Source organism: Pseudomonas sp. GV085, assembly GCF_003050925.1.
Lineage (GTDB): Bacteria > Pseudomonadota > Gammaproteobacteria > Pseudomonadales > Pseudomonadaceae > Aquipseudomonas.
Map to the genome: position 1 here is coordinate 15,941 of NZ_QAOV01000004.1, position 12,070 is coordinate 28,010.

Sequence of the window (12,070 nt, forward strand, 5' to 3'; positions counted from 1 at the left end):
CCTGTAGCCTCGAGCTACAACCCTCAGTCCATCAGTAAAACATAGAGGTTATCAAACAACAGAGGTTAGGTTCAGGGGCCCAAGAGGTCCGCCCTAATCCCCATCAAATCGTTGGCTGGCTCAATCTGCCGGTGAGGGATACAGAGCGCGCAGTTGCTGGCATTCGGCTAACGTTGAAAATTCCAGGATTTTCCTAGGCGCAGAGTGATCAGGCTTGTGGTCAGCAGGTAGTAGTAGCGCGTCGATTTTGAGTTTGAGTTCATGTGGTGGTTCAAAAACCAAGCGAGATGCTTTCTTTGCCATGTCCATGGATTATCTCGGCTCCAGCGTTCAGAAATGGCTGTTTGAATAGCCTTGGCCTGGCGGATGTGACGTTCGCGTGAGGTATGTGCTCCAGTCAGTATTCCAGCCAAGAAGATCTCCATATCGAATAGTTTATTCATACCGACCACCGATGTACGCCGATACCACGTCGATTCGACCGTGTCCCAGCTCATAGCTGATTTGTAAGCGTGCCTTTCGATCGAGATGTCGGTCGAGGTGATAGCAACGGCCACCATTGATGGGGGCGAGATGGCCAGTGATGTGCTCGTAGCGCTCGCACGCATAAGCGGCTCGTAACTCGTGGAAGCCTTTGAGCTTGTGCTGATGGAGGATGACCCGTGCGGGACGAACGACTCCCCGTTGGAAATCGAGGTAGCGTTCATCCGGTGCAAGCAGGTTGCGGCTATCGTCAGGCGAGACCCGTTCGGCAAACTTCAGTGCGTCACGAATATGATCATCCACCGTAATCCAGCGAGGTGCCGACGCACCTGAGCGACCACCTTTGGTGCCCTCCTGGATGTTGATCTTGCCGTAGTGTTCGGCCTCACGTTTTAGGCGTGGAAGGTCGGCCAGAATGGCCTCGCGCAAGCGCATACCGGTGGCTCGTGCCAGCTGCGCGATGGCCGCGGCGCGCGGCATTTGGTGTTCGCAGAGCACTTCGACGATCCGCTTCACGTGTTCGCGGTCTTGGCCTTGCGGCACCGAGCGACGAACACTGGTGCGATGCATTCCCAACGCCTTGCTCGGGCTCGGCACTTTCACATACTGATCACCGCGAAGCGCCGCCATGGTTCTGTTCACACTGGACAACCGATTTTGCGCGGTGGCGATGCCGATAGCGCCTTGTTCGACTTGCTGCCGCAGATGCCCGGCGTAGTCCAGCAAGGTCTGCCGATCAATTCTTCGTGCATCGTTAAACCCTGGCCCATCCTCCGACCGACACCAGCGCACAAACGCCTGCCAGCGATCACTGTGTGCCTTGACCGTGCCGTAATGCCCGCCGCCAAACATATCGCGCAATGCCTGCGGCCCGGCATAGCTCAGTTGCCGACCCCATCCAAAATTGCGCCCATCCCGTCTACCTACCAATGCCATGATCAAACTCCTGTCGAAGCCAAACCTTTAAAACCATCCCCACGTCACCCCGCCATGGATGTTGAGTGCTATCAGGGATCAAGGCCCCTGCGACCTGTGAGGGTTGTCCACTCACGCGGGACTGTCGGCTCCTTACGGCCAAGAGCTTGGGCATCTCATGATCTGGCCTCCTGAACACTTCCGAGGAAGTGGGCGGGTGGAGGCTGCGCTGGCTGACGAGGCCAGTGCCGCGAGATCCTGAGTCGGGTGAAGGCAGTGAGGCGATGACCGGGGCATGCCTGACTGTCAGTCAGGTGCAGTCCATTCCGTGGGCTGCGGCACCATCATCTGCATCGCTGTTGCTGGTGACTTCGGTGTTTGTCACGCCGATTGTCACGAGGGGAGATGCCGCAAAGCCTTGTACGAGTTGGGCTGCAGCAGCGGTAGGCGCGTCCGTCTCTTCCAGGAAGTAAGAGACGGACGCAGGTTGGCGCAGTGGAATGGCCAAGCGGATAGGTTGCTGCAGGGCAGCCGGGTAGGGTGGGTTTTGCCGCAGTAGGCAAAGCTGAGAAGTAGGCATCCATCACATCGCTGTGACTGTGCGAGCCGCCGGACGCTAATCGCACTTAGGGGAGAACCACCACGGTGTGGCGTAGCCCTGAAGGTTCTGGCTACCTGGGTTGCTGTCAACGACAGCACTAGCACGATCTTTTCTACACTCGCCGATAGACAGGGTCAAGGCTCGATTTTTCGAGAATTCTGCGGCTGCGAATGGCGTAAGCCGTCTATGGAAATCCGTGGTTTCTAGAAGACGGTTACGCTGACTTTTAGATTTTTCAAGTGAGGCCCTTCCAAGCAGGGCGGCTTTGCAGCCCTGCTTGGAAGGGCCCGCGTGGAAGGCAAAGCTGTGGAGATTTCACTGACGTGTTAGCGCTGGAATGCGCCACGCTCATCTTCCAAGGCGCTGATGCCGCCACCGACCGCGTTGACCCCGAGAAGCTCCGAAGACTTACGCGACAGAAACTGATTAACCCGCGTATCAAACTGATCCCGCAGGCTCGCCGTAATCCCGACCCTGAGCGCATCGAGATAATCGGCATACCACTGCATCATGATCCGCCGTTGCGTCAGGTACAGCGCCTGGTTGTACTCCCCAGCAATGCCACCCTCGACATGCGCCAGTTGACTTTCAACATGATCCTTCAGCCACCCATGTTCGCGCAGCAGCGTGCTCGCGGTGTGGCGAACGCCATGGCTCACCATCCGCCCTTTATAGCCAATCTTGGCAAACACCAGATTGATCGTGTTCTCGCTGATGACGGGCCGTTTCTCACCACTACCCGGAAACAGGTAGCTGCTGCGTCCAGTGCATTGGTGCAGCTTGATCAGCATCGCGATCAGTTGATGGGGTAGGGGACTGACATAGTCCCGGCGCATCTTCATACGTTCAGCCGGTATGGTCCACGTCCCTTCTTCAAAATCGATTTCATCCCACGTCGCATACCGAACCATGCCGGGTCGGCTCGCCGTCAGTATTGCCATCCACGAAGCAATCCTCGACGGCAACCGGCTGGTGGTCTTGCTCAGCGCCTGAAGAAATTCCGGCAGCTCGCTTTCACGCAAATGCGGATAGTGCTCAGGGGAAGGTGGCGCTAACGCGATGGCATGAAGTTCTGAAGCCGGATTGTGTTCGCACAACCCCCGCGCAATCGCCTGACTGAAAATCTGCTTGAGCCAGGTCCGAGCCTTGTCTGCCACATTGAACGCCCCGCGCTTTTCGATGCTGGCCTGCAACTTCGCGCAGTCGGCGCGAGTAATGTGCTCCAGCTGCATCTCGCCGAGTGCCGGTAGCAGATCCTTGTCGAGGTAGTCGCGAATCTTCTTTAGCGTCGCATGGCTGCGGCCGGAGTCGGCCTTGAACTGATACCAGTACTCCGTAGCTCGCCTGAAGGTGTTGAGTCCAGCCTCCCGTTGCTGCTGCTTGTCATCTCGGCGTTTGGCTCCAGGATTGGTCCCTTCCTTGAGCAGCTTGCGGCATTCGGCAGCTCGTTCGCGAGCTTCCTGCAAGGAGATGCTCGGGTAGACGCCCAATGACATGCGTGCCGGGCGACCATGATACGAATAGCGGAAATGCCAGTACTTGTGGCCGTTCGGCTGGACTAGAAGGGCAAGACCCGAACTATCACTCAGCGTGTATTGCTTGTCGGCAGGCTTGGACGCTTTGACTTGCAAGGCAGTGAGGGGCATGGCTGTACACCTCCGGTTCTCGAACTGGAATCTGTACAGAAAATGTACCAAAAAGAGGCTGGCTTGCAAGGGGCGGGGGTGGAACCCCAGAGACCAAAAAGCCCGCAATTAGCGGGCTCTAGGGGTGTTGCGTAGACGCTGGTAGTCGTCTATGTACTGCAAATGGTGCCCCGAGGGAGACTCGAACTCCCACTCCTTTCGAAAACGGATTTTGAATCCGCCGCGTCTACCAATTCCGCCATCAGGGCTCAATGGCGGCGAAGTATAGAGATGAGATAACCGCTGGTCAATCAGGTACATGGAGAATTTTTGATATTTCCGCTAGACTTCCCGGCCCTGCTAGACGACACCCCATCATGCGCGTTGCTGACTTTACCTTCGAGCTCCCTGATTCGCTGATCGCCCGCCATCCGCTGGCCGAGCGGCGCAATAGTCGCCTGTTGACCCTGGATGGGGTCAGCGGCGCCCTGGCACACCGTCAATTCACTGATTTGCTGGAGCATTTGCGCCCCGGCGATTTGATGGTGTTCAACAATACCCGGGTGATTCCGGCGCGGCTGTTTGGCCAGAAGGCTTCCGGCGGCAAGCTGGAAATCCTGGTGGAGCGGGTGCTCGACAGTCATCGCGTGTTGGCCCATGTGCGTTCCAGCAAGTCGCCCAAGCCTGGGTCGAAGATCCTCATCGACGGCGGTGGCGAGGCCGAGATGCTGGCGCGTCACGATGCGTTGTTCGAGCTTAAGTTCGCCGAGGAGGTGTTGCCGCTGCTCGACCGCGTCGGGCACATGCCGTTGCCTCCTTATATAGACCGTCCGGATGAGGGCGCCGACCGCGAGCGTTACCAGACCGTCTACGCCGAGCGTTTGGGCGCGGTGGCGGCGCCGACGGCGGGGCTGCATTTCGATCAGGTGTTGATGGAGGCGATTGCCGCCAAGGGCGTCGAGACTGCGTTCGTGACCTTGCACGTCGGCGCTGGCACTTTCCAGCCGGTGCGCGTGGAGAAGATCGAAGACCACCACATGCACAGCGAATGGCTGGAAGTCGGCCAGGACGTGGTCGATGCCGTTGCCGCCTGTCGCGCTCGCGGTGGTCGGGTGGTGGCCGTGGGGACCACCAGCGTGCGTTCCCTGGAAAGCGCCGCGCGCGATGGCGTGCTCAAGCCGTTCAGTGGCGATACCGACATCTTTATCTACCCGGGCCGGCCGTTTCATGTGGTCGATGCCCTGGTCACCAACTTCCATTTGCCCGAATCCACGCTGTTGATGCTGGTTTCGGCGTTCGCCGGTTATCCCGAAACCATGGCTGCCTACAAGGCCGCCGTCGACAACGGATACCGCTTTTTCAGCTACGGTGATGCGATGTTTATCACCCGTAACCCCGCACCACGTGGCCCTGAGGAAACAGAATGAGTCGCACCAGTCGTATGTCGTTTGAGTTACTTGCTACTGACGGCAAGGCTCGTCGCGGTCGTTTGACCTTCCCGCGCGGTACCGTCGAGACCCCGGCCTTCATGCCGGTGGGCACCTACGGCACGGTCAAGGGCATGCTGCCACGGGATATCGAGGCGACTGGCGCTGAAATCATTCTGGGCAACACTTTCCACCTGTGGCTGCGCCCAGGCACGGAAGTGATCAAGAAGCACGGCGACCTGCACGATTTCATGCAGTGGAAAGGCCCGATCCTGACCGACTCCGGCGGATTCCAGGTGTTCAGCCTGGGCGCCATGCGCAAGATCAAGGAGGAGGGTGTGACCTTCGCTTCCCCGGTCGATGGCGCCAAGGTGTTCATGGGTCCGGAAGAGTCGATGCAGGTCCAGCGTGACCTGGGCTCCGACATCGTGATGATTTTCGACGAATGCACCCCGTACCCGGCCGACGAAGACGTTGCCCGCGTATCGATGGAATTGTCCCTGCGTTGGGCCAAGCGTTCGAAAGAAGCCCATGGCGACAACACGGCGGCGCTGTTCGGCATCGTTCAGGGCGGCATGCACCAGGACCTGCGCATGCGCTCCCTGGAAGGCCTCGACAAGATCGGCTTCGACGGCCTGGCCATCGGCGGCCTGTCGGTGGGCGAGCCCAAGCACGAAATGATCAAGGTGCTGGATTATCTGCCGGGCATGATGCCGGCTGACAAACCTCGTTACCTTATGGGCGTTGGCAAACCGGAAGACTTGGTTGAGGGTGTGCGCCGCGGTGTGGACATGTTCGATTGCGTGATGCCAACCCGTAATGCCCGCAACGGGCATCTGTTCATCGATACCGGCGTGCTGAAGATCCGTAACGCGTTCCATCGCCATGATGATTCGCCGCTCGATCCGACCTGCGATTGCTATACCTGCCAGAACTTCTCCCGCGCTTATCTGCATCACCTGGACAAGTGCGGCGAAATGCTGGGAAGCATGCTCAATACCATCCATAACTTGCGCCATTATCAAGTGCTTATGGCTGGTTTGCGCGAGGCTATTCAACAGGGTACATTGGCCGCCTTTGTCGATGCCTTCTACGCCAAACGCGGGCTTCCCGTGCCGCCTTTGGACTGAGTTTTCTGACCCCAAGATTCAACATTTGCAACTGGAGTGCTAAATGAGCTTTTTTATCTCTAATGCCATGGCTGACGCCGCTGCACCTGCTGCGGGCCCAATGGGTGGCGGTTTCGAGTGGATTTTCCTGGTCGGTTTCCTGGTCATCTTCTACCTGATGATCTGGCGTCCACAGGCCAAGCGCGCCAAAGAGCAGAAAAACCTGCTGAGCAGCCTGCAGAAGGGCGACGAAGTTGTGACCACCGGCGGCATCGCCGGCAAGATCACTAAAGTGGCCGACGATTTCGTCGTTCTGGAAGTTTCCGACACCGTCGAAATGAAATTCCAGAAAGGCGCCATTGCCGCCACGCTGCCAAAAGGCACGCTCAAAGCGATCTAAGTTTCAACTTCATCTTCAATCGACGGGGCGCGCAAGGCGCCCCGCGTCATAAACGGGCGGCGTGATGCTGAACAAATATCCTCTGTGGAAATACATTCTGATCCTGGCGGTGCTGGCGGTCGGTCTGATTTATTCCGCTCCCAATCTTTATCCTGATGACCCGGCCATTCAGGTCAGCGGTGCCAGCACGGCGCTGCAGGTCAATCAGGCTGATCTGGACCGTGTGAGCGCTGCGCTCAAGGAATCCGGGATCAACGTCAAGGCTGCCACGCTGGCTGCCGGCGGCAAGGGCGGGCTGATTCGCCTGACCAAGGCTGAAGACCAGCTGCCGGCCAAGGACGTCGTGCGCAAGGCATTGGGTGATGACTACGTCGTTGCATTGAACCTGGCACAAACCACCCCGCAATGGCTGCGCAACCTCGCTGCGCACCCGATGAAGCTGGGTCTGGACTTGTCCGGTGGTGTGCACTTCCTGCTGGAAGTGGACATGGAAAAAGCCCTCGATGCACGCCTGAAAGTCTACGAAGGCGACGTCAAGAGCCTGCTGCGTAAAGAGAAGCTGCGCTATCGCAGCCTGCCGCAACTGGGCGGTGCCATCCAGCTGGGCTTCGCTGATGAAGACAGCCGCGAACAGGCTCGTTCGATCATCCGCAAGAACTTCAACGATTTCGACATTGTTCCGGCCGACCTCAATGGTCAACCGGTGCTGCGTCTGGCGATGACCCCGGCCAAGCTGGCGGAAATCCGTGAATACTCCATCAAGCAGAACTTGACCACGGTGCGTAACCGCGTCAACGAGCTGGGTGTTGCCGAACCGATCGTTCAGCGCCAGGGCGCCAACCGCATCGTGGTTGAGCTGCCGGGCGTGCAGGACACCGCCGAAGCCAAGCGTATCCTCGGCAAGACGGCCAACCTGGAGTTCCGTCTGGCTGCTGAGCCGGGTGCTTCGAAAGCCACTTCCGAGGAATTCGAGTTCCGTGAGGGCAAGCGTCCTCCTGCGCTGATCGAGCGTGGCCTGATCATCACCGGTGACCAGGTGACCGACGCCAAGGCTGGCTTCGGCGAGCATGGCACACCGGAAGTGAACATCCGTCTGGATGGTCACGGCGGCGAGTTGATGAACCGTGCGACCCGTTCGAACGTCGGTCGCAGCATGGCGGTGATCTTCATCGAGCAACGTCCGATCACCACTTACACCAAGCAGATGGTCAACGGCGTCGAGAAAGACGTACCGGTTCAGACTTTCAAGGAAGAGAAGAAGATCATCAGCCTGGCGACCATTCAGTCGCCGCTGGGTGCGCAGTTCCGCATTACCGGCCTGAACGGTCAGGGCGAATCGTCCGAACTGGCGCTGCTGCTGCGTGCCGGTGGTCTGGCTGCACCGATGTACTTCGCTGAAGAACGCACCATCGGCCCAAGCCTGGGTGCCGACAACATCACCAAGGGTATCGATGCATCGCTGTGGGGCATGCTGTTCGTCTCGCTGTTCATCATGGCCATCTACCGCTTCTTCGGCCTGATCGCCACCGTCGCTCTGGCGGTGAACATGGTGATGCTGCTGGCCCTGATGTCGCTGCTGGGTGCAACGCTGACCCTGCCGGGTATCGCCGGTATCGTGTTGACCATGGGTATGGCGGTCGACGCCAACGTGCTGATCTTCTCGCGGATCCGTGAAGAGATCGCCGCCGGCATGACCGTGCAGCGCGCAATCAACGAAGGCTTCGGCCGGGCATTCACCGCGATTCTCGACGCCAACCTGACCACCTTGCTGGTCGGCGGCATCCTCTTTGCCATGGGCACCGGCCCGGTCAAGGGCTTCGCAGTGACCATGTCCCTCGGGATCTTTACCTCGATGTTCACGGCCATCATGGTGACCCGCGCGATGGTCAACCTGATCTTCGGCGGTCGTGACTTCAAGAAGTTGTGGATTTAAGGGGCTGCCATGTTACGTACAATCAACTTCATGGGCGTTCGCAACTTTGCGTTCGGCGTCACATTGTTCCTTACTGCACTGGCAATATTCAGTGTCTTCCATAAGGGCATGAACTGGGGCCTGGACTTCACCGGCGGTACGCTCATCGAGCTGACCTACGAGCGTCCAGCCGATGTCACCAAGGTGCGTGAGCAGCTGGTGACCGCGGGTTATCACGAAGCCATCGTGCAGAACTTCGGTGCGACCACCGATTTGCTGGTGCGCATGCCTGGCGAAGACCCGCAACTGGGTCACCAGGTCGCCGAAGCCTTGCAGAAGGTGGGTGGCGAAAACCCGGCGACGGTCAAGCGAGTCGAGTTCGTCGGCCCGCAGGTGGGTGAAGAGCTGCGCGACCAGGGCGGCCTCGGCATGCTGATGGCGCTGGGCGGTATCCTGATCTACCTGGCGTTCCGCTTTCAGTGGAAGTTTGCGGTCGGTGCGATCGTATCCTTGATCCACGACGTGATCGTGACTGTCGGTATCCTGTCGTTCTTCCAGATCACCTTCGACCTGACGGTACTGGCGGCGGTACTGGCGATCATCGGTTACTCGCTCAACGACACCATCGTGGTATTCGACCGGGTTCGCGAGAACTTCCGTGTACTGCGCAAGGCCAGCCTGATCGAGAACATCAACATCTCGACCACGCAAACCCTGCTGCGGACCATGGCGACTTCGATCTCCACCTTGCTGGCGATCGCGGCCCTGCTGTTCTTCGGTGGCGACAACCTGTTCGGTTTCTCCATTGCCCTGTTCATCGGTGTTCTGGCGGGTACTTACTCGTCGATCTACATCGCGAACGTGGTGCTGATCTGGCTGAACCTGAGCACTGAAGACCTGATTCCTCCGGCCAATACCGAGAAGGAAGTCGACGACCGTCCTTGAGGGAGCATTCCTTGAGCGGTGTCATCCAAAAAGGCGCGAGTTGAACTCGCGCCTTTTTTTGTGCTCCAAGGCTGGGAGAAGCGCGGACACGTTCCGCATGTGATGGTCCAGGAGGTTCATGTGAACAAGTCGATGCTGGTTGGTGCTGTACTGGGTGCTGTCGGTGTAACTGCCGGGGGTGCTGTGGCCACCTACAGCCTGGTTAAAAGCGGCCCGGAGTACGCACAAGTACTCGCCGTTGAGCCGGTCAAGACACAAATCAAGACTCCACGTGAAGTGTGCAAGGATGTAACGGTCACCCGGCAGGCGCCGGTGAAAGATCAACATCAGATCGCCGGTACGGTGGTCGGTGCATTGGCAGGTGGTCTGCTGGGTAACCAGGTTGGTGGTGGTACCGGCAAGAAGATCGCCACGGTCGCGGGCGCTGTCGGTGGTGGTTATGCCGGCAACAAGGTGCAGGAAGGCATGCAAGAGCGTGATACCTACACCACCACCCAGACCCGCTGTAACACCGTTAACGACATCAGTGACAAGGTTGTAGGTTACGACGTGCAGTATTCGCTGGATGGCAAGGAGGGCAAGGTGCGCATGGATCGTGATCCAGGCAACCAGATTCCGGTGGATAAGGAAGGCAAGCTGATCTTGTCGGAGAATCAGGCGGCTCAGTGATCTGCTGATGCCGGATTAAAAAGAAGCACCCTGCGGGGTGCTTTTTTTTGTGCCTGCCATTTCTGCACCGCCACCAATCCCTGTAGGAGCGAGCTTGCTCGCGAAGAACCCAAAGGCACCGCGTTCATCCAGAATGCCCGCGTTATCGTTGACGACCATCGCGAGCGAGCTCGCTCCTACAGTATTTCGGATCGAATTGCGGGCATAAAAAAGCACCCCGAAGGGTGCTTTCTCTGTCGCTGGAAGCTTAGCGCTTCAGCGAGGCTGGCAGGTGCGGCTGGATCGCCGTCAAAACTGCCTTGAAGCATTTGGTGTTGCCGGCAACGACGTGGCCTTTCTCAAGGAAGTCGTGACCGCCGGTGAAGTCGCTCACCAGGCCGCCAGCTTCCTGGATCAGCAGGGCACCAGCAGCCATGTCCCACTCGGACAGGCCCGACTCCCAGAAGGCGTCGAAACGGCCGGCGGCCACGTAGGCCAGGTCCAGGCTCGCCGAACCTGCGCGGCGGATGCCGGCGGTCTGGCCAACCAGGGCGCGGAACATGCCCAGGTAGTTGTCGAGGTTGTCCATCTGGTCGTCACGGAACGGGAAGCCGGTACCCAGCAGGGCGCCGTCCAGGCTGGTGCGGCCGCTGACGCGCAGGCGACGACCGTTCAGTTGAGCGCCGCGACCACGGCTGGCGGTGAATTCTTCCTGGCGAACCGGGTCCAGGACAACAGCGTGCTCAAGACGACCGCGGTATTTGCAGGCGATGCTGACAGCGAAATGAGGAATGCCGCGCAGGAAGTTGGTGGTGCCGTCCAGCGGATCGATGATCCACAGGTACTCTTCGCCTTCGATGCCGGTGCCGGCGTGCATGCCGGTCTCTTCACCCAGGATCGAGTGATTCGGGTAGGCCTTGCGCAGGGCGTCGATGATTTTCTGTTCGGCGGCGCGATCCACCTCGGATACGTAATCCTTGGCGTCTTTTTCGTCGACCTTGATGGTATCCAGGCGCTCGATGGAGCGGAAGATCAATTCACTGGCGCTGCGGGCGGCGCGCAGCGCGATATTCAGCATGGGCTGCATGGATGTGTCACCTAAGGTTGTTAAAGAAAGCCGGGCATTCTATCAGAAAGTTTCTACAGGAGAAGGACGACGTTCGCTTTCATGGCTTAACGGTTGCTACAGCTGTAAGATTCGGCTCCCGATTATTGTGTTCGAGAGCGCCTCCCTTGCTGCAAAACATTCGTGTCGTCCTGGTCAATACCAGCCATCCGGGCAATATCGGCGGGGCTGCGCGTGCCATGAAGAACATGGGCCTGTCGCGGCTGGTGCTGGTCGAACCGCGGCTGTTCCCGCACCACGAGGCCGATGCCCGTGCTTCCGGTGCCGGCGACATCCTTGAAAATGCGCAAGTCGTCGCCACCTTGGAAGATGCCTTGGTCGGCTGCAATCTGGTGCTGGGTACCAGTGCCCGCGACCGACGGATTCCCTGGCCGCTGCTCGACCCCCGCGAATGCGGAGCGAAAGTGGTCGAGGAAGCCGGGCAGGGTGCCCAAATCGCTCTGGTGTTCGGTCGTGAAGACTCCGGCCTGACCAATGAAGAACTGCAGCGATGTCATTATCACGTGCACATTCCATCGGACCCTGAGTTCAGCTCGCTGAACCTGGGGGCGGCGGTGCAGGTGTTGGGTTATGAAGTGCGTATGTCCTGGCTGGCCGCGCAAGGTCAGCCGAGCAAGGTCGAGAAGGAGGAAGTGGCCTCGGTCAAAAGCGCTGAGCTTGCGACCATGGATGAGCTGGAGCGATTCTATGAGCACCTGGAGCAGACCCTGGTGGCCATCGAATTCCTCGATCCGGAAAAGCCACGGCACTTGATGGCGCGCCTGCGCCGGTTGTACGGACGCAGCTCGGTCAGCCGGGCGGAAATGAATATTTTGCGTGGCATCCTCACGGAAACCCAGAAAGCGGCCCGTGGTGAGCTCCTTAAGCGGAAGGATTAAT

Annotated in this window: 12 protein-coding genes and 1 tRNA gene; 7 read left to right on the forward strand and 6 right to left on the reverse strand. The window is 58.9% G+C overall.

Features of this window, described 5'->3' with window-relative positions; genetic code table 11:
* Positions 1-167: 167 nt before the first annotated feature.
* The 4 genes from C8K63_RS09625 to C8K63_RS09645 all read right to left on the reverse strand — a co-directional run bounded on the left by C8K63_RS09625 (position 168) and on the right by C8K63_RS09645 (position 3,893).
* Positions 168-443, reverse strand: a complete 276-nt coding sequence (locus C8K63_RS09625) for a hypothetical protein (protein ID WP_108216503.1) — start codon at positions 441-443, stop codon at positions 168-170.
* Positions 436-1,419, reverse strand: a complete 984-nt coding sequence (locus C8K63_RS09630) for an integrase domain-containing protein (RefSeq protein ID WP_108216504.1) — start codon at positions 1,417-1,419, stop codon at positions 436-438. The genes C8K63_RS09625 and C8K63_RS09630 overlap by 8 nt, the downstream gene beginning before the upstream one ends.
* A gap of 906 nt (positions 1,420-2,325) precedes the next feature.
* Positions 2,326-3,645, reverse strand: coding sequence for an integrase arm-type DNA-binding domain-containing protein (locus C8K63_RS09640; protein WP_108216505.1), 1,320 nt, complete (start codon positions 3,643-3,645; stop codon positions 2,326-2,328).
* Positions 3,646-3,808: 163 nt separating this feature from the next.
* Positions 3,809-3,893: transfer RNA gene (locus tag C8K63_RS09645), tRNA-Leu, on the reverse strand.
* A 108-nt stretch (positions 3,894-4,001) separates the two neighbouring features.
* Between C8K63_RS09645 and queA the strand changes: the two genes are divergently transcribed.
* The 6 genes from queA (at position 4,002) to C8K63_RS09675 (ending at position 10,086) form a co-directional block, all read left to right on the forward strand.
* A complete protein-coding gene (gene queA, locus C8K63_RS09650) occupies positions 4,002-5,051 on the forward strand; it encodes a tRNA preQ1(34) S-adenosylmethionine ribosyltransferase-isomerase QueA (protein WP_108216506.1) in 1,050 nt (349 codons plus the stop codon).
* Between the two features lie 14 nt (positions 5,052-5,065).
* Positions 5,066-6,181: a tRNA guanosine(34) transglycosylase Tgt gene (tgt, locus tag C8K63_RS09655; RefSeq protein ID WP_177413271.1), complete on the forward strand. Its 1,116-nt coding sequence runs from the start codon at positions 5,066-5,068 to the stop codon at positions 6,179-6,181.
* A 43-nt stretch (positions 6,182-6,224) separates the two neighbouring features.
* Positions 6,225-6,560, forward strand: coding sequence for a preprotein translocase subunit YajC (gene yajC, locus C8K63_RS09660; protein WP_007982729.1), 336 nt, complete (start codon positions 6,225-6,227; stop codon positions 6,558-6,560).
* A gap of 64 nt (positions 6,561-6,624) precedes the next feature.
* Positions 6,625-8,493: a protein translocase subunit SecD gene (secD, locus tag C8K63_RS09665; protein WP_108216508.1), complete on the forward strand. Its 1,869-nt coding sequence runs from the start codon at positions 6,625-6,627 to the stop codon at positions 8,491-8,493.
* Positions 8,494-8,502: 9 nt separating this feature from the next.
* A complete protein-coding gene (secF, locus tag C8K63_RS09670) occupies positions 8,503-9,417 on the forward strand; it encodes a protein translocase subunit SecF (RefSeq protein WP_108216509.1) in 915 nt (304 codons plus the stop codon).
* A gap of 120 nt (positions 9,418-9,537) precedes the next feature.
* Positions 9,538-10,086 carry a glycine zipper 2TM domain-containing protein gene (locus tag C8K63_RS09675; protein WP_108216510.1) on the forward strand — a complete coding sequence of 183 codons (549 nt, stop codon included), beginning with the start codon at positions 9,538-9,540 and terminating at the stop codon, positions 10,084-10,086.
* Positions 10,087-10,101: 15 nt separating this feature from the next.
* Here the strand turns inward: C8K63_RS09675 and C8K63_RS30455 are convergent, their stop codons facing one another.
* On the reverse strand, positions 10,102-10,245 hold the full coding sequence (locus C8K63_RS30455; RefSeq protein ID WP_177413269.1) for a hypothetical protein: 144 nt from the start codon (positions 10,243-10,245) through the stop codon (positions 10,102-10,104).
* Between the two features lie 88 nt (positions 10,246-10,333).
* Positions 10,334-11,152 (reverse strand): inositol-phosphate phosphatase, encoded by an 819-nt coding sequence (gene suhB, locus C8K63_RS09680; RefSeq protein ID WP_008053258.1) that lies wholly within the window; start codon positions 11,150-11,152, stop codon positions 10,334-10,336.
* 146 nt (positions 11,153-11,298) lie between these two features.
* Here suhB and trmJ point away from each other — a divergent pair, with 146 nt between their 5' ends.
* Positions 11,299-12,069, forward strand: coding sequence for a tRNA (cytosine(32)/uridine(32)-2'-O)-methyltransferase TrmJ (gene trmJ / locus C8K63_RS09685; RefSeq protein WP_108216511.1), 771 nt, complete (start codon positions 11,299-11,301; stop codon positions 12,067-12,069).
* Position 12,070: the final 1 nt, after the last annotated feature.